A 17558-nucleotide genomic window follows, 5' to 3' on the forward strand; every position below is an offset into this window, starting at 1 on the left:
GCAATGCCCGCAGTCGGCCATAATGGCCCCTGCACGACCGCAATCCCCACTCTTCCATACGAGGTGAACATGGCACGGACGAACTTCCAGTACGAAAAACGGCAGCGTGAACTCGAGAAGAAGCGCAAGGCGGAAGAAAAAGCCCGGCGCAAGGCGGAGGGCAAGCACGAAGGAGGCGAGGGCGCCGAAGGCGAAGGCGGCGAAGGCGGCGAGGCCGCGGTCCAGGATCCCGGCACCGGCCAGCCTGGAGAGCCGGCGCCGCAAAACGCCTGAGGGTGATGGCGTTGCGGCGCCGGGACAGGAAACTTTCGCGCTCGGGCTCCGTCCTGAAGCCAGGGTGGAGCTCCTTGCGCACGGTGTCAATATAACGAGGCGCCGCGCGCGCTTCCAGCCGGATGCGACAGGCGGTCGGCCGGCGGGTGTGGACGGCGGAAATGCGCGACGAAATGCAGGCGGTCGCCTGCTTTGCGTGTCCGCAAACGACAGGCGAAAAAAAGGGGAAGACTAAGGGATTGTCATGGGGTTCATGACTCTTTCTGCCTGAAAAGGATTTTTCCCGTGAGCGATTCTCCCCAGGACACGACGGGCTCGCCAGACAGGCAGCGCCTGTCGGCCGAGGCCGATTCCCCAGCCGCGCCGGGCGACGACGCCCTGGCCGTCGACGGGCCCGGTGGCGAAGCACTTGACTGGCTGTACCGCTTCGTGGCGGCCATCGAACTGGCGCCGGCGGTGGCGGTGCATTCCATGGATGAGTCCGGCGTCATCCATTACTGGAACCAGGCCTGCGCCCACCTGTTCGGCATACCGGCGCGCGATGCGCTGGGCCGGCCCTTCCGTGAGCTCGTGTCCCACATCGGCCACCAGACCGAGTTCGACGCCATCATTGCCGATATCTGGCAGGGAGGCGCCGCGCCGCCTCCCCGCGACTGGTATGTCGAGACCGCCTCCGGCCGCTGCCTGTGGGTGCATTCGAACCATTTTGCCGTCAGGCGCGGCGGCGTGACCCGGCAGGTATTCTGCATGGAGATCGACATCACCGCGCGCAAGCAGCTCGAAACCGACCTGGCCCAGGCCGCGCGCGTGTTCGAAAACGCCCATGAAGCCATCATCATGATGGATGCCGAGTACCGGGTGCAGGCGGTCAACCGCGCCTTCACCACCATTACCGGCTTCGAGCCCGGTGACATCGTCGGCTCGACCCTGGCCAGCCTGCCCTGGGGCGACGGCGACGCCGGCTTCTATCAAAGCATCTGGTCGCAGGTGGACGGCCAGGACCACTGGGAAGGCGAGCTGCCCGCACGGCGCAAGGACGGCGCCTCCTACACGGCCTGGGTGGCGCTCACCACCATCCGCGACACCTACGGCGAGCCCGCCAACCATATGGTCATGCTGTCCGATATCAGCGAGCGCAAGCGGGTGGAAGAGCAGGTGCGCCACCAGGCCGAACACGACGCGCTCACCGGCCTGCCCAACCGCACCCTGTTCCTCGACCGCATGCACCACGCGCTGGCCACCTGGCGCCGCCAGCACGACAGCTTCGCCGTCCTGTTCCTCGACCTCGACCGCTTCAAGGAAGTCAACGACAACAACGGCCACCAGGCCGGCGACGCGGTCTTGCGTGAGGTCGCTACCCGCCTGCGCGGCTGCGTGCGCCGGGTCGACACGATCAGCCGCCTCGGCGGCGACGAGTTCGTGATGCTGCTGGCCGATATCGGCGGGGTCGACCAGGCCGCCCACGTGGCGGCGGCCGTCATGGCGGCGGTCTCGCGTCCCATCGAGGTGGCGCGGCAGCAGCTCACGCTGTCGGCCTCCATCGGGGTGGCGATCTGCCCTACCGACGGCGGCGACGTCGACACGCTGATGCACCATGCCGACGTCGCCATGTACCACGCCAAGGCGCAGGGCCGCAGCAGCTTCCGCTTCTTCAGCCCCGAAATGAATGCCCGCGTGGTCGAGCGCGGCGAACTGGATAAGCGGCTGCGCCAGGCGCTCGAACGCCAGGAATTCGTGCTCGAATACCAGCCCGAGCTCGACGTCGGTTCCGGCCGCGTCATCGGCATGGAAGCCCTGATCCGCTGGCGCCACCCGGACCGCGGCCTGCTGCTGCCGCACGACTTCCTGCAGGTGGCCGAGGAATGCGGCCTAATCGTCCCGATCGGCGAATGGGTGCTGCGCGAAGCCTGCACCCAGGCCAGGGCCTGGCGCGACGCCGGCCACGAAGCCACGGTGGCGGTCAACCTGTCCGACGTCCAGTTCCTGCACGGCCGCCTGCTCGACACCGTCGACGACGCGCTGGCCCAGTCGGGCCTGGCGCCACACTGCCTCGACCTCGAAATCACCGAAGGCGCACTGATGCAGGGCGATGCCGGCCTGGATGGCACCGTGGCGGCGCTGCGCGGGCGCGGCGTGCAGCTCACCGTCGACCGCTTCGGCACCGGGGTGGCCAGCCTGTCCTCGCTGCGCCGTTTCCCGCTGTCCAAGCTCAAGATCGACCGCAGCTTCGTGAGCGACATCGAGCACGACCCCGACGACGCGGCCCTGATCCCGGCCATCATCGCGGTGGCGCGCAGCCTGCGCCTGCGCGTGGTGGCCGAGGGCGTGGAGACGGCCGAGCAGCTGCGCTTCCTGCGCCAGCACGGCTGCGACGAATACCAGGGGTTTTATGGGGGCGGTGCCAGCAGCCGGCCCGATTTCAAGCCGGCGGCGCGCTGAAACGCAATGGGTCTAGCGGGCGCGTCGCACTCTCAGTCGAGCCTGCCGCTGAAGGGCCCATCCTGCGGATACAGCCGGATGCGCGCCAGCACCTGCCCATGGTCGGAGGCTTGCGGCAAGCCCAGGTTGAGGTGGTCGTTGAGGTAGACCACGTCCATCACTTCCCCGATCGCATTGGGCAGCACCGGATTGAACTCCTGCGACACCAATATGTGGTCGATGGTCGAGTGGCGGCTGCCGTGCACGATGGAAAAGCCGACGTTGCGCTGGCTGTCCTGGTGGCGGTGCAGGCGGGCGGCGTCGAACATGCGCTCGCCCAGCGGCGCGCCTTCGCCAAGCACGATCTCGGTGGTGACGGAATCGGCGACGTCGTTGAAGTCGCCCAGCACGATGCGCGGGCGCTGCTGCTCGCGCGCCATGTCGGTGAGCAGCACGCGCAGCGCCGTGGCCTCGGTGCCGCGCCGCACCAGCGAGCGCAGGCAGGCCAGCGCATACAGGTTGGGGTCTTCGCCGGTGTCGCTGTTGCGGTAGTCGGGCCGGCGCGATTTGAGGTGCACTACCACGACATCGACCACCAGGCCGGGCGCCAGTTCGACCTCGGCATGCAGCGGCGCGCGCGTGAAGCGGTCGGGGTCGCGGCTGCCCGCGGGCATCGACACGCTTTCGGGAAACAGCGCCAGCGCGCGGGCGCTGCCCCGCACCGGCAGGCGCGAGACCAGCGCCACGCTGGGGGTGAGGCGCGGGGCTTCAGGGTCCGGGTCGAAGCCCAGGTGGGCCGCCTCGCGGTAGTGGCGGGTGCGCGCCAGCACGTCGCGCAGGATGGCCTGCGAAAAAATTTCCTGGAAGCCGATCACGTCCGCATTGAGCAGGTCGACCTGATGGGCAGTCCAGTCCAGTTTAGCTTCGTATTCTTCCTGCGTGCATGGTTCCAGATTCTCATACACGCGCACCCCTGGCGGCGCCAGGTTAAAGGTGTTGAAGGTGGCAAAGCGAATTTCTTGCTGCATAATAGAAACCCCTTATGTTCGTCTTTAGCGTACCACGCATGGCCAAGAAAGAGCACGTCTCTGAGACACCCGCGACGCAGTTCCTGCGCAAGCATGGCGTCGTTTTTACCGAACATCCCTACCCCTATGAAGAACATGGCGGCACAGCCACTTCCTCACGCGAACTTGGGGTTCCCGAGCACAATGTCGTCAAGACCCTGGTGATGCAGGACGAAGCGGCCCGCCCGCTCATCGTCCTGATGCATGGCGACTGCAAGGTCTCGACCAAGAACCTGGCGCGCGCCATCCCCTGCAAGTCGGTCGAGCCCTGCAAGCCGGAAGTGGCGCAGCGCCATTCCGGCTACCTGGTGGGCGGCACCTCTCCCTTCGGGATCCGCAAGGCAATGCCGGTGTATGTCGAGGAATCGATCCTGGCCCTGGACACGATCTATATCAATGGTGGCCGCCGCGGCTACCTGGTCGGCCTGGCGCCCGGTGTGCTGACCGGAGTGCTGGGCGCCCGGGCCGTGCAGTGCGCCCTGGCCGAGTGATTGCCAAAGGGCAGGGCCGATGGTGTATATTCCCTGCGCCTGACGGGACCCGGTGGTCCCAAACGATAACAAGAGAGACCAGATGAACACCCTGATTGCCACCATTGCCGCCTACCTGATCGGCTCGATTTCCTTCGCAGTCGTGATGAGCCGCGCCTTCGGCCTGTCCGACCCGCGCACCTACGGTTCCAAGAACCCGGGCGCCACCAACGTCCTGCGCAGCGGCAGCAAGAAAGCCGCCATCGCCACCCTGCTCGGCGACGGCGCCAAGGGCTGGCTGGCGGTATGGCTGGCGGTGAAGTTCGGTCCGCAATACGGGATCGAAGAAGGCGGCATCGCGCTGGTCGCGATCGCGGTCTTCCTGGGCCACCTGTGGCCGGTGTTCTTCCGCTTCGTGGGCGGCAAGGGCGTGGCGACGGCGCTGGGCGTGCTGCTTGGGATTAACGTCTGGCTGGGGCTGGCGACGCTGGCGACCTGGCTGATCATCGCCTACGCCTTCCGCTACTCGTCGCTGGCCGCACTGGTCGCAGCGGTGTTCGCACCGTTTTACTACGGGCTGCTGTTCGGGGCGGATGAGGTGTTGTTCGCGGTGGTGGTGATGAGCGGGCTGCTGCTGTTCAGGCACAGCGGGAATATCGCCAATTTGATTGCGGGGAAAGAGTCGAGGATTGGGAGTAAGGCGGGGGCTGCGGGGAAGAAGAAATAAGGTTTGTGGATTGCGTGCAAGATTGGGTTCCGGCGAAGGCCGGAACCCAAGTCATGTACCGCTCCGCCACGGCCCCCGTGCACCACGCACAAGCCCACATCGCGTTACCATAGCCCCCATTAAACATTGAGGGCCGCCCCATGACCAAGCAACTCCGCATCGATTTCGTTTCCGACATCTCCTGCCCGTGGTGTGCGATCGGGCTTAACTCGCTGGAGCTGGCCCTGGCGCGGGTCAAGAGCGAGGTCAGTGCCGACCTGCATTTCCAGCCCTTCGAGCTCAATCCCAACATGGGTCCCGAGGGCCAGGATATCGGCGAGCACATCACCGAGAAATACGGCGCCACCGCCGAGCAGCAGGCGCATAGCCGCGAGATGATCCGCGAGCGCGGCCTGGACGTCGGCTTTACTTTCGACATGGAGCGGCGCGGGCGCATCTATAACACTTTCGACGCCCACCGCCTGCTGTCCTGGGCCGAGGAGCAGGGCCGCCAGCGCGAGCTCAAGGTGGCGCTGTTCGAAGCTTACTTCACCCATTGCGAAGACCCGAGCAACCACGACGTGCTGCTGCATACCGTCGAGCGTGCCGGGCTGGACCGCGAGACGGCGGCCGGCATCCTTGCCTCCGACGCCTACGCCGACGAGGTGCGCGAGCGCGAGCAGTTCTTCCAGCGCGCCGGCATCCATTCGGTGCCGGCCGTGATCATCAACCAGCGCCACCTGATTTCCGGCGGCCAGCCACCGGAAGTGTTCGAGCAGGCGCTGCGCGACATCGCCGCGCAGGCCGAACAGCCGGCGCAGCAATAAGCAGGCCGGCCTAGTCGAGGTCCAGGACCACCGGCTGGTGGTCCGAGGCCGCCGTTTCGGACTGCACGTCCACCGTCGTCACGCGCGAAGCCAGGTCGTCGGTCACGAAGAAATGGTCGTAGCACTCGGGCCGTTCCGGCCACGGGTAGCCATGCAGGCCCGTGGTCGGCGCGCGCGCGACCTTGCCGTGCACGGCGCGCCAGGCGTCGATGAAGGCCGGGGCGCCGTCGATCGGCGCCAGCAGGGCCTGGTAGTCCTCGGCATCGGGCGCAAAATTGAAATCGCCGCACAGGATCGCCGACGCCGGCCTGAAGCCCAGCTGGTAGGGCGCGTCCAGGTCCGGATCGGGCTGGAACACGCGCGAACGCGCGCAGGCCTCCGCATGCAGCTCGCGGATGCGCTGCACCTGCGCCATGCGCTGCAGCGCCGACCAGTATTCGAGGTGAGTGGTCATCAGGCGCAGCTTGCCGGAGGGCGTGTCGAGCACGGTTTCCATCAGGCCGCGCGGCATGCCGGCCGGACGGCCCGCTTCGACCGGCCACGGCAGCAGGTGGCGGTGCACCTGCGTGATGCGGTATTTCGAGAGGATCAGGTTGCCGAACAGGCGCGGGGAATTGTTCTTGTAGAGTTCACTCGGGGCATGTTCCATCATGTGGTAGCCGCCGAAGGCCCCGCCGAGCTGCTTGAACTGGTTCGCGGTCGCGCCGCCATCGAGTTCCGGATGGTTGGCCGCCACTTCCTGAAGGCACACCACATCCGGATTGAGCCGCCGCAGGACGTCGATGATCGCATGGATGCGGATCCGTCCGTCCTTGCCACAACCCCAATGAATGTTCCAGCTTACAACGCGCATCGCATAACCTCCGTAAAACTTAACCGTCGGATATTGCCACCGTTTGGCGCCGGGCGGTCACACGGTAGGATCGATGTCAGCCTTGCAAGTTCCATGGGGCGGGGCCCCAAACTGCTGCAGTTTTATGCCGCTACCAGCTCATCGAGCGGCCAGCGCGGACGCACATTGAACGCGTAGTCGCGCTGCGCCAGCGCCGGGTTGCGCTCGAGGCGCATGGCCCCGGCAAACGCGATCATGGCGCCGTTGTCGGTGCAGAATTCCAGCTCCGGGTAATAGACCTTGAAGCGGCGCCGGGCCGCGGCGTCATCGAGCGCGGCGCGCAGCTGCTTGTTGGCGCCGACGCCGCCGGCGATCACCAGGCGCGTGAGCCCCGTGTGGCGCATCGCGTTCACGCACTTGGCGGTCAGCACGTCGACGATGGCGTCGACGAAGCCGCGGGCGATGTTGGCCTTGTCCTGCTCGCAGATATTCGCCACCACTTTTTGCTCGTGGTTCTTGACCACCGTGAGCACGGCGGTTTTCAGGCCCGAGAAGCTGAAATTGAAGTCCTTCGAGTGCAGCATCGGGCGCGGCAGCGTATACGCCGCCGGGTCGCCGAATTCGGCCAGGCGCGAAATCGCCGGCCCGCCCGGATAACCCAGGCCCAGCAGCTTGGCCGACTTGTCGAAGGCTTCGCCGGCCGCGTCGTCCAGCGTCTCGCCCAGCATCGTGTAGCGGCCCACGCCGTCCACCCGCATCAGCTGGGTGTGGCCACCCGAGACCAGCAGGGCGATGAAGGGGAAGTCCGGGCGCTCGCTGGCCAGCAGCGGCGAAAGCAGGTGGCCTTCCAGGTGGTGCACGCCCAGCACCGGTTTGTCCAGCGCCAGCGCCAGCGAGCACGCCACCGACGAGCCCACCAGCAGCGCGCCGGCCAGGCCCGGGCCCTGGGTATAGGCGACGGCGTCGATGTCGGACATCGGGACGGCGGCGCGGTCCAGCACTTCCTGCAGCAGCGGCAGGGCGCGGCGGATGTGGTCGCGCGAGGCCAGTTCCGGCACCACGCCGCCGTATTCCTCGTGCATGGCGACCTGAGAGTGCAGGGCGTGGGACAGCAGGCCGCGCTCGGTGTCATACAGAGCAAAGCCGGTTTCATCGCAGGAGGATTCGACGCCGAGAACGATCATGGGGAAACTGCAGGAGGGAAAAGCCAGATTTTACCGTAGGGTGGGCGGCTATGCCGCCCGCGCGTCCAATTCACCGATGAATAGACGCGCCGGTTTGCACATACGGGTTGAATTACGGACGCTGCAACAATTCCTGGTGCGCGCCGCGCAGCATCGCTTCCGTCTCTTCCCAGCCGATGCAGCCATCGGTCACCGAGCAGCCATATTTCAGCTGCGACAGGTCTTCCGGAATCGCCTGCGCCCCGCTGACGATGTTCGATTCGATCATCACGCCCACCAGCGAGCGGTTGCCGTGCTTGATCTGCTGGATCACGTCCGACATCACCAGCGGCTGCAGTTCCGGCTTCTTGTAGCTGTTGGCATGCGAGCAATCCACCACCAGGTTGGTTGGCAGCTTGGCCTTGGCCAGCGCCTGCTCGGCAATCGCCACCGACACCGAATCGTAGTTCGGGCGCCCGCCGCCGCCGCGCAGGACCACGTGGCCGTAGGCGTTGCCGCTGGTGCGTACGATCGACACGGTGCCCTGGCCATTGATGCCCAGGAAAGCGTGCGGGCTGGCCGAGGACTGCACGGCGTTGACCGCGATGCTCACATCGCCGTCGGTGCCGTTCTTGAAGCCCACCGGGGTCGACAGGCCGGACGACATTTCGCGGTGGGTCTGCGATTCGGTGGTACGTGCGCCGATGGCGGTCCAGGCGATCAGGTCGCCCAGGTACTGGGGCGAGATCGGGTCGAGCGCCTCGGTGGCGGTAGGCAGGCCCATTTCGCACACGTCGAGCAGGAAGCGGCGCGCGCGTTCCATGCCGACATCGACGCGGAACGAGTCGTCCATGAAGGGGTCGTTGATATAGCCCTTCCAGCCGGTGGTCGTGCGCGGCTTTTCGAAATACACGCGCATCACCAGCACCATGGTGTCCGCCACCTCGGCCTGCAGCGCCTTGAGGCGGCGCGCATAGTCCAGCCCGGCTTCCGGGTCATGGATCGAGCAGGGGCCGACCACCACGAACAGGCGCTTGTCCTTGCGATCGAGGATATTGCGGAGCGTTTCGCGGCCCCCCATCACGGTGGCGAAGGCGCGGTCGGACAGGGGCATGGTGGCGTGCAGTTCGGTCGGCGTCGGCATCTGGCCGAACGAACTGACGTTGGTATTTTCAATGGCAGGCGTATTGATCATGGCGCTGTAATGTCTGGAGGGAATAACCAGTGTAGACCGAAAATGCTGCAGTCGCACAGCCTCGGCCAATTTCTCATTGGGCTGGCGCACAAGCTGCGCAGCGACGCGGTATGCTTGTGGTATGAACAAGACGACTGAAAAATTTGCTGCCGCTCCCTTTATTAAAGAGATAGGCCGCGGCGTGAAGGGCGCGCGCAGCATGTCGCGCGAAGATGCCTGCGCGCTCTACGCCGCCATGCTCGAGGGCAGGGTGTCCGACCTCGAACTGGGCGCCATCCTGCTGGCGATGCGCATCAAGGGCGAATCGGTCGAGGAGCTGGCCGGCTTCATGGATGCGGCCGAGACCTCGTTCGCCTTGCTGCCCAGCCCGCCGGGCGAGTTCGCCCCGGTACTCATCCCGAGCTACAACGGCGCGCGCAAGCTGGCCAACCTGACCCCGCTGCTGGCGCTGCTGCTGGCGCGCGAGGGTGTGCCGACCCTGGTGCATGGCGTGCGTAGCGACCCCGGCCGTGTGACGACCGCGGAAATCATGGCCGAACTGGGCCTGGCCGAAGCCGGCTCGAGCGCGGACATCCTGGATGCGGCGGCCAGCCTGCGCCCGGCCTTCATCCCGATCGAACGGCTGGCGCCCGAACTGGCCCACCTGCTGTCGCTGCGCCGCATCCTGGGCGTGCGCAATTCCACCCACACCCTGGTCAAGATCCTGCAACCCTACGATTGCCCGGCGCTGCGGCTGGTGTCCTACACCCATCCGGAGTACCTAGAGACGCTCGGCGCGTATTTCACCAGCGCGGCGCCAAGCCAGCGCGGCGACGCCTTCCTGATGCGCGGCACCGAGGGCGAGACCGTCGCCAACCCCCACCGCGCCCAGCAGATCGACTGGTTCCACGGCGGCCAACGCACCCTGCTGGTCGAGCGCGACGCGCCGGCAGACGTGCTGGCCGAGGTGCCGGAAGCGCGCGACGCGGCCACCACCGCGGCCTGGATCGCCGCCGCCCTGCGTGGCGACGTGCCGATTCCCCCCTCCATCGCGGCCCAGGCGGCGCAATGCCTGCGGGTCGCTCGGGCACTCCGGTCCTGATCGACGCCTGTCATCGCACACAGAAGCCACCTTCACAGGTGGCTTTTGTGCTTTCAGCGGGCCGTTTTCGCGCTACCCGTTGGATAAGAACAACATATGTACCAAGCAAACAAAAAAAATTATCGATGCCGCATACCAATATTGTTTGAAACATATTTTTGCCGTATTGACGCAATGTCCTCATGAATTTACGTTATGTGCGGCAAAAGTTTAGTGTTCCCGTTGCCGCCGCTCGGCTAAATGCATATACAAGTAACAATTATTGATGAATCTGACAATACGAAGCTTACAGTTGACTTACAGAAACAGTGATTTTGGACAAAATGCCGGTATTATTTTCGAGCAACATAGCAAAACGATACCGAACAGCAACATTGCGTGTTTCTCTGGTGGTAACGCGGTTCGGATGTCGTGATAACAGTCCGGCTCGAAGGATGCCGCTCCGTCACATACTGAAGGAAGACCAGAATGACCAAGCACGCTCGTTTCACCTCCCACCTGCCGCTGGCGGCACTCGCACTGGCATTGGCCGCCGCGACCGGCAGCGCGGCCGCCGCAGTCGCCACCGCCAGCTCGTCCAGCACCGTCGTCACGCCGATCGCCATCACCAAGGCAACCGACCTGTCCTTCGGCAGCTTCGCAGCCGGCGCCGGCGCCGGCTCCGTCACCGTGAGCACCAGCTCCGCCCGCACCCAGGTCGGCGTGGTCCTGATGGGCGGCACCATCACGGCCGCCAAGTTCGACGTGACCGGCCAGTCGGGCCTGAACTATTCGATCGTCCTGGGCGGCAGCACCGAACTGACTTCGGGCACCGACACCATGGCCTTCGCCACCGTCAGCGACCTGACCGGCGCCGGCGCCGTGACCGGCAACGTCAGCAGCGGCACCCTGGGCGCGGGCGGCCAGTCGATCTACGTCGGCGGCATCCTGACCGTGGGCGCCAACCAGGCCGCCGGCAGCTACACCGGCAACGTCAGCGCCACCGTGGTGTACGAGTAAGACCGTCCGGGTAGCGGCGTCGCCGGCCTGAACGATGTTGCCGCGCCCTTGCCCGGCCTTCCTGCCCGCCAGCGCGCTGACGCTGGCGGCGCTGTTGCCGCTCGCTGCGGCGCATGCCCAGCAGATCGTGCTCAACAACACACGCAGCCTCGATTTCGGCAGCTTCGTCGCCGCCAGCGGCGGCAGCATCACCATCAGCCCGACCGGCATGCGCACGCGCACCGGCGGCGTGGTGCTGCTCAATTCCCAGATGGCCGGCCAGGCCGGCTTCCTGGTGGCCAGGAGCGGCAGCGAGGGCGGCGACATGGCCGTCATCATCTCGCTGCCCGCCAATGGCAGCACGCGCCTGAGCAGCGGCGCCAACAGCATGGCGGTCGACAATTTCGTCCACACCCCATCCACGCTGGCCTCGGTGCCCGCCGGCGGCGTCGCGCTGTCGGTGGGCGCCACCCTGAGCGTGGCGCCGAACCAGCCGGCCGGGAACTACACCGGCACGTTTCCCTTGATCGTCAATTTTCAGTAGGCTAGAACCCATGTTTTTCCAGCTGTCCGCACCTGTCTTGCCGCGCCACCTGCGCCTTGCGTCCTTCTTCCTCCTGGCCGGCCTGCTGCTGGCCCTGTCCCGCCCCGCGCACGCGGACCTGATGCTGCACCCGACCCGGATCGTGTTCGACAAGAACCAGCGCGCCGCCCAGGTCGAACTGATCAACAACGGCAGCAAGCCGGCCAGCTACCGGATCACCCTGGTCAACCGCCGCATGACCGAAGCCGGCCAGTTCGAGCCGGCCGACAGCGCGCAGGACGGCGAGCGCTTCGCCGACAGCATGCTGCGCTATTCGCCGCGCCAGGTCACGCTGCAGCCGGGCACCGCGCAGACCGTGCGCCTGATGCTGCGCAAGCCCGCCGACCTGCAGGAAGGCGAATACCGCTCGCACCTGCTGTTCGACAAGCTGCCGGACGTCGAAGGCAGCGCCAGCATCGAAAGCCGCAGCGACAGCAAGCAGATCGGCGTCGTGATGAACGCCCTGGTCGGCGCCTCGATGCCGGTGATCGTGCGCCACGGGAACGTGGCCGCGACCGTCAAGCTCGACGGGCTGGCGCTGCAGAAGGACGCGGCGCGCCGCCCACTGCTGGCCCTGCGCTTCGAGCGCGAAGGCGCCAGCTCGGTGTACGGCGACGTCAGCGTCAGCTTCACCCCGCGCGGCGGCAAGACGGTCAGCCTGGGGCAGGTCGCCGGGATTGCCGTCTACACCCCGAACCGCCTGCGCCATGCCACGCTGCCGCTGCAGGTGCCGCCCGGCGTGACCCTGGCCGGCGGCGTGCTCGAGGCCAGCTTCCGCGACCGCCCCGAAGCGGGCGGCAAGCTGCTGGCCCAGGCCAGCCTGGCGCTGCCCTGAGCCGCGGGAGACTTCGCTGGCGACGATGCGGGTATCCAGAACAGGCGTCCTTGTCGCGGGACTGCTGTTGCTGCCGGTGTTGCCGCCTGGCGCGGCCGCGGCCCCGTCGCCGGCTTCCGAGACCAACCTCGTCCTGCTGGAAGTCCGGCTCGGCAACCAGGTCCTGTCCGACGCCGTCAACGGCTACGAGATCGGGCGCGACGTCTTCCTGCCGCTGGGAGAAATGGCGCGCCTGCTGACCCTGGCCATCCGCGTGTCGCCGGGGGAAGGGCGGGCCAGCGGCTACATCCTGCAGGAAAAGCGCGGCTTCAGCCTCGACGTGCCGGGCCGCGTGCTGGAGGTGGCCGGCAAGCGCGAAGACATCGACCGCGCGCAGTTCAAGCTGTACCCCGACGAAATCTATGTGGCCAGCAAGCTGCTGGCGCGCCTGTTGCCGGTGGACCTGGAGCTCGACATGTCGAACCTGGTCCTCAAGGTCCGGCCGCGCGAGCAATTGCCGCTGCAGGCGCGCCTCGGCCGGCGCGAGCGCGGCAGCCTGCCCGGCGCCCCGGGCGGCTACACCGACCCGGGCTATCCGCGTCTGGCCACGCCCTACCGGCTGGCCGCCATGCCCTTCATCGACCAGACGGTCGGGGTATCGGCGACCAGGAACGACGGCCGCCGCCAGCTTGACACGGCCTACACCGGCTACCTGACCACCGACCTGCTCGGCATGGAAGCCAGCCTGTACGCGAGCCGCAAGCGCAACGATCCCGCGAGCGGCCTGCGCCTGACGCTGGGGCGCCACGATCCCGACGCCGGCCTGCTCGGCCCGCTGCACGCGCGCACCGCCCTGTTCGGCAGCGTGCCGCTGCCGGGCGTGCCGAATATTTCCTTCAGCAGCCCGACCGGCAACGGCGTGGTGGTGAGCAACCGCCCGCTCAACCAGCCGACCAGCTTCGACCGCCACACGCTGCAGGGCGCGCTGGCGCCGGGCTGGGACGTCGAGCTCTACTACAACGAGGCGCTGGTCGGCTTCCAGCAATCGCGCCCCGACGGCAAGTACAGCTTCGAAGACATGCCGCTGGCCTATGGCCCCAATGAATTCCGGCTGGTCTTCCACGGCCCGCTGGGCCAGTTGCGGGTGGAGCGTCAGAGCTTCCTGCTGGAACAGTCCGCCGTGCCGCGCGGCGCCCTGTACTACGACGCCGGCGCCCACCGCGACCTGCGCGGACGCGAGCGCGCATTGGCGCAGTTCGAGTGGGGCGTGGGCGAGGGCATCAACGCCATCGGCGGCTGGCAGCGCGTGCCGCGCTTCGACGGCAGCGCGCGCAGCTACGCCAACCTGGGCCTGCGCGGCTACTGGAACAGCGTCATCGGCACGCTGGACGCCATCCGGGCGCAGGATGGCGGTACGCTGGCGCAAGTGGGCATCAAGACGCGCGTCGGCCTCGTGGCCCTGTCGGCCAGCCATGCGCAGCTGAACAAATTCCAGAGCGAATTCTTTACCCAGACGATGAATCCGGTGCGCCTGCGCGACGAGCTGCGCGCCGAAGGCGTGGTGGCGCCCGGCGGCGGCCAGTTCTTCCCGGTGGCGCTGCAGCTGCGGCGCGACCGGCTCGCTTCGGGTACGCGCAACATGGAAGTGCTGGGGCGGGTGTCGGCCTACCGCGACGGCACCGCGCTGACCAACGGGCTGCGCTGGCAATCGCTCGGCGGCAGCGAGCTGGCCGACGGCGCCTTCCAGGTGAGCCGGCGGGTGGCGGGCATCGGCCTGACCGGCCAGCTGCACTACACCATCGCCCCCGACACCGCGCTGGGCAGCGCCGCCGTCGCGGGCGACTACTACCTGAACGACGGCTACCTGCTGAACCTGGGCTTGACCCGCCTGTTCCAGCAGCGCGAGCTGCGCGTCACCGGCGGGCTCAACAAGAGCCTGGGCAGCTACGGGCTCGGCATCAACGGCTACTATTCCAACCGCCACGACTACGGCCTCGGCCTGCAGTTCTTCATGGCCATGGGACTGGAGCCGCGCAGCAGCCGCCTGCTGACGGACGCCCAGCCCATGGCCAGCCTGGGCGCGGCCTCGATCCGCGTGTTCCTCGACAAGGACCTGAACGGCATCATGGATGGCGCCGACGAAGCGATTGGCGGCGCCGGCTTCATCGTCAACGGCGCCAACTACGCGGCCCGCACCGACGCCGCCGGCATCGCCTACCTGCCGCGCCTGCCGCCGCACCTGAACACCGACATCGGCCTGGACCCGAACACCCTCGACGACCCGCAATGGCAGCCGCGCCTTTCCGGCGTGCGCATCGTGCCGCGGCCGGGCAAGGTCAGCCAGCTCGAGTTCGCCGTCAACCTGACGGGGGAGGTGGATGGCAGCACCTATTTATATGCCAACGGGACGCGGCGGGCGATCGGGGACTTGAAGCTGGAACTGGTGGATGCGTCGGGCAAGGTCGCGGCCACCATCAGCAGCGCGGCGGACGGGTATTTTGTGATGACCGGGATCTTTCCGGGAGAGTATTTATTGCGAGTGTCGCGCGAGCAGCTCAAGCGGTTGGGGCTGACGGATACGGGGATGCATGTCATCACGATCGGGCGGGATGGGACGGTGCTCAATGGAAGGGATGTGGATGTGCGGGCGGAGGATGAAACCTAGCGTCGTCACGCCACGCTATCGGGACGCGACGAACTTGGGTTCCGGCCTGCGCCGGAACGACGTGCTTATGTACGTAGTAGAGGTCAGAGATATCGATAGCCGAAAGACCGTCGTACGCGCCACTGGCGCCTACGACTTCCGGCGCAGGCGGGAACAATGCCGCCGGCATTGTTCCCCCCAATCTTGCCTGTACACCACCCCCCTCCGCTTCCACCCACCCAGGTGAACCGTATACAATGCCCGGTTTGGCTTCTCGCAGGACACCCACGCAATGGCAAAACAATACGATGTCGTAGTAATCGGCGCGGGCGCGGCCGGCATGATGTGTGCGGCGGTTGCTGCGCAGCGCGGCAAGAGCGTGGTGCTGATCGACCATGCCGAGCGCCTGGCCGAAAAGATCCGCATTTCCGGCGGCGGCCGCTGCAATTTCACCAACGTGAACGCCGCGCCGGCCAACTTCCTGTCCCAGAATCCGAACTTCTGCCGCAGCGCGCTGTCACGCTACACGCCGCAGGACTTCCTCGCCCTCGTCAAGAAATACCGCATCGCCCACCACGAGAAGCACAAGGGCCAGCTGTTCTGCGACGATTCGTCCGAACAGATCATCCAGATGCTGCGCGCCGAATGCGCCGCGGGCGAGGTCAGCTGGCGCACGCCGTGCAAGGTCGCCGGCATCGAGAAGCTCGAAACGGGCTTCCTGGTCACGGCGGAAGGCGGCGACATCGCATGCGAGAGCGTGGTGATTGCCACCGGCGGCCTGTCGATCCCGAAGATCGGCGCCACCGACTTCGGCTACCGCATCGCGACCCAGTTCGGGCTCGGGATCGTCGAGCCGCGCCCGGGCCTGGTGCCACTGACCTTCGACGGCCCGAGCTGGGAAGCCTTCGTGCCGCTGGCCGGCATCGCGCTGGAAGTGGAAGTGAGCACCGGCAGCGCCAAGGCCAAGGGGAAGGGGGCCGCCCAGCGTGGGCATTTCCGCGAAGACCTGCTGTTCACCCACCGCGGCCTGTCGGGCCCGGCGATCCTGCAGATCTCCAGCTACTGGCAGCCCGGCACCCCGATCGTGATCGACCTGCTGCCCGAGATGGACGTGGCCGAGGAACTCATCGGCATGAAGTCGACCGTGAAAAAGCAGATGGGCAATGTGCTGGCGCAGTGGTTGCCCACCCGCCTGGCCGAAGGCCTGCTGCTGGCCAATGGTTTCGCCCTGGATGCGCGCCTGGCCGACATGCCCGATGCCAAGCTGCGCAAGCTGGGCGATGCCATCAACCGCTGGGCCATCGTCCCGACGGGCTCGGAAGGCTACAGGAAGGCCGAGGTGACCCTGGGTGGCGTCGATACGCGTGAACTGTCCCAGCAGACCATGATGGCCAACAAGGTCCAGGGGCTGTATTTCATTGGCGAGACGGTCGACGTGACCGGCTGGCTAGGGGGCTACAACTTCCAGTGGGCATGGGCCTCCGGCTACGTTGCCGGCAGCAGCGTTTGACGCGTAAATGGCACTGTAGCAATTCAGGGACAGCTTCATAAAACCTTCCACTGAACGGCAATTGATGCTAGAATTTCGTTCTTCCCAAATCCAACGGTTTCATTTTTACATGACCACTATCCGCCTTAAAGAAAACGAGCCGTTCGAAGTCGCAATGCGTCGCTTCAAGCGCACTATCGAAAAAACTGGTCTGCTGACCGAACTGCGCGCACGCGAGTTCTACGAAAAGCCAACTGCAGAACGCAAGCGCAAGCTCGCCGCTGCCGTGAAGCGCCACTACAAGCGCATCCGCAGCCAGCAACTGCCTAAGAAACTGTACTAAGACGGCACTGCCGGCTTGACCCGGTGACAGATGCTGTCCCGGCGAGTCGCTGAGCGTCAGCAAGCCCGCTCCGGTTGTTACCGCGGCGGGTTTTGTCGTTTAAATCAATCGAACACGGAGAATCCATGAGCCTGAAAGCACAAATCACCGAGGACATGAAAAACGCGATGCGCGCCAAGGACAGCGGCCGCCTGGCCGCCATCCGCCTGATCCTGGCCGACATCAAGCGCAAGGAAGTCGACGAGCAGATCGAGCTCGACGATACCCAGGTCCTGGCGATCGTCGAGAAGATGATCAAGCAGCGCAAGGATTCGATCACCCAGTTCGAAGCCGGCGGCCGTGCCGACCTGGCGGACATCGAGAAGGCCGAGCTGGTGATCCTGGCCGAGTACATGCCGGCCGGCCTGTCGGACGAGGAAATCGCGGCGGAAGTCGCCGCCGCCGTGGCCTCGACCGGCGCGTCCGGTCCGCAGGACATGGGCAAGCTGATGGGCGTGCTCAAGCCGAAGCTGGCGGGCCGTGCCGACATGACCGTGGTGTCGGGATTGGTGAAGAAGGCGCTGTCCGGCGGCTGACCATACGTTCGTTGAACGCGCGTGCGGCAAAGCCGCACACCCTACGTAGGGTGGTCCGGGCCACGAAAGGCGGCTATGCCGACCGCGCGTCCAGGCGGCC

General features: G+C 66.4%; 17 protein-coding genes. 13 read left to right on the forward strand and 4 right to left on the reverse strand.

The window, feature by feature from the left end:
- Nucleotides 1-69: 69 nt before the first annotated feature.
- Both BM031_RS21975 and BM031_RS21980 read left to right on the forward strand, forming a co-directional pair.
- Nucleotides 70-273, forward strand: coding sequence for a hypothetical protein (locus BM031_RS21975; RefSeq protein WP_091876707.1), 204 nt, complete (start codon nt 70-72; stop codon nt 271-273).
- 285 nt (nt 274-558) lie between these two features.
- On the forward strand, nt 559-2712 hold the full coding sequence (locus BM031_RS21980; RefSeq protein WP_229409145.1) for a putative bifunctional diguanylate cyclase/phosphodiesterase: 2154 nt from the start codon (nt 559-561) through the stop codon (nt 2710-2712).
- Between the two features lie 32 nt (nt 2713-2744).
- Here BM031_RS21980 and BM031_RS21985 read toward each other — a convergent pair whose 3' ends face one another.
- Nucleotides 2745-3719, reverse strand: coding sequence for an endonuclease/exonuclease/phosphatase family protein (locus BM031_RS21985; RefSeq protein WP_091876685.1), 975 nt, complete (start codon nt 3717-3719; stop codon nt 2745-2747).
- A 38-nt stretch (nt 3720-3757) separates the two neighbouring features.
- Here BM031_RS21985 and BM031_RS21990 point away from each other — a divergent pair, with 38 nt between their 5' ends.
- From BM031_RS21990 to BM031_RS22000, 3 genes are all read left to right on the forward strand, one after another.
- Nucleotides 3758-4249 (forward strand): aminoacyl-tRNA deacylase, encoded by a 492-nt coding sequence (locus BM031_RS21990; protein WP_091876686.1) that lies wholly within the window; start codon nt 3758-3760, stop codon nt 4247-4249.
- A gap of 82 nt (nt 4250-4331) precedes the next feature.
- Nucleotides 4332-4955 (forward strand): glycerol-3-phosphate 1-O-acyltransferase PlsY, encoded by a 624-nt coding sequence (gene plsY, locus BM031_RS21995; RefSeq protein WP_091876687.1) that lies wholly within the window; start codon nt 4332-4334, stop codon nt 4953-4955.
- 140 nt (nt 4956-5095) lie between these two features.
- Nucleotides 5096-5761: a DsbA family oxidoreductase gene (locus BM031_RS22000; protein WP_091876688.1), complete on the forward strand. Its 666-nt coding sequence runs from the start codon at nt 5096-5098 to the stop codon at nt 5759-5761.
- A 10-nt stretch (nt 5762-5771) separates the two neighbouring features.
- Here BM031_RS22000 and BM031_RS22005 read toward each other — a convergent pair whose 3' ends face one another.
- From BM031_RS22005 to BM031_RS22015, 3 genes are all read right to left on the reverse strand, one after another.
- Nucleotides 5772-6614 (reverse strand): endonuclease/exonuclease/phosphatase family protein, encoded by an 843-nt coding sequence (locus BM031_RS22005; protein WP_091876689.1) that lies wholly within the window; start codon nt 6612-6614, stop codon nt 5772-5774.
- 122 nt (nt 6615-6736) lie between these two features.
- Nucleotides 6737-7777 carry a tRNA (adenosine(37)-N6)-threonylcarbamoyltransferase complex transferase subunit TsaD gene (tsaD, locus tag BM031_RS22010; protein ID WP_091876690.1) on the reverse strand — a complete coding sequence of 347 codons (1041 nt, stop codon included), beginning with the start codon at nt 7775-7777 and terminating at the stop codon, nt 6737-6739.
- A gap of 112 nt (nt 7778-7889) precedes the next feature.
- On the reverse strand, nt 7890-8951 hold the full coding sequence (locus tag BM031_RS22015; protein ID WP_091876691.1) for a 3-deoxy-7-phosphoheptulonate synthase: 1062 nt from the start codon (nt 8949-8951) through the stop codon (nt 7890-7892).
- A gap of 121 nt (nt 8952-9072) precedes the next feature.
- Between BM031_RS22015 and ybiB the strand changes: the two genes are divergently transcribed.
- The 8 genes from ybiB to BM031_RS22055 all read left to right on the forward strand — a co-directional run bounded on the left by ybiB (nt 9073) and on the right by BM031_RS22055 (nt 17458).
- Nucleotides 9073-10032: a DNA-binding protein YbiB gene (ybiB, locus tag BM031_RS22020; RefSeq protein WP_091876692.1), complete on the forward strand. Its 960-nt coding sequence runs from the start codon at nt 9073-9075 to the stop codon at nt 10030-10032.
- 468 nt (nt 10033-10500) lie between these two features.
- Nucleotides 10501-11031, forward strand: a complete 531-nt coding sequence (locus tag BM031_RS22025) for a DUF4402 domain-containing protein (protein WP_091876693.1) — start codon at nt 10501-10503, stop codon at nt 11029-11031.
- A gap of 34 nt (nt 11032-11065) precedes the next feature.
- Nucleotides 11066-11554, forward strand: coding sequence for a DUF4402 domain-containing protein (locus tag BM031_RS22030; protein ID WP_091876694.1), 489 nt, complete (start codon nt 11066-11068; stop codon nt 11552-11554).
- A 10-nt stretch (nt 11555-11564) separates the two neighbouring features.
- Nucleotides 11565-12428, forward strand: a complete 864-nt coding sequence (locus BM031_RS22035) for a fimbrial biogenesis chaperone (RefSeq protein WP_091876695.1) — start codon at nt 11565-11567, stop codon at nt 12426-12428.
- A gap of 67 nt (nt 12429-12495) precedes the next feature.
- Nucleotides 12496-15072, forward strand: coding sequence for a carboxypeptidase-like regulatory domain-containing protein (locus tag BM031_RS22040; protein ID WP_091876696.1), 2577 nt, complete (start codon nt 12496-12498; stop codon nt 15070-15072).
- A 271-nt stretch (nt 15073-15343) separates the two neighbouring features.
- A complete protein-coding gene (locus tag BM031_RS22045) occupies nt 15344-16561 on the forward strand; it encodes a BaiN/RdsA family NAD(P)/FAD-dependent oxidoreductase (RefSeq protein ID WP_091876697.1) in 1218 nt (405 codons plus the stop codon).
- A gap of 109 nt (nt 16562-16670) precedes the next feature.
- Nucleotides 16671-16883, forward strand: a complete 213-nt coding sequence (gene rpsU / locus BM031_RS22050; RefSeq protein ID WP_005665410.1) for a 30S ribosomal protein S21 — start codon at nt 16671-16673, stop codon at nt 16881-16883.
- A gap of 125 nt (nt 16884-17008) precedes the next feature.
- Nucleotides 17009-17458 (forward strand): GatB/YqeY domain-containing protein, encoded by a 450-nt coding sequence (locus BM031_RS22055; RefSeq protein ID WP_091876698.1) that lies wholly within the window; start codon nt 17009-17011, stop codon nt 17456-17458.
- The last annotated feature ends 100 nt before the right edge of the window (nt 17459-17558 follow it).

Source organism: Massilia yuzhufengensis, from assembly GCF_900112225.1.
Taxonomy (GTDB): domain Bacteria; phylum Pseudomonadota; class Gammaproteobacteria; order Burkholderiales; family Burkholderiaceae_D; genus Telluria; species Telluria yuzhufengensis.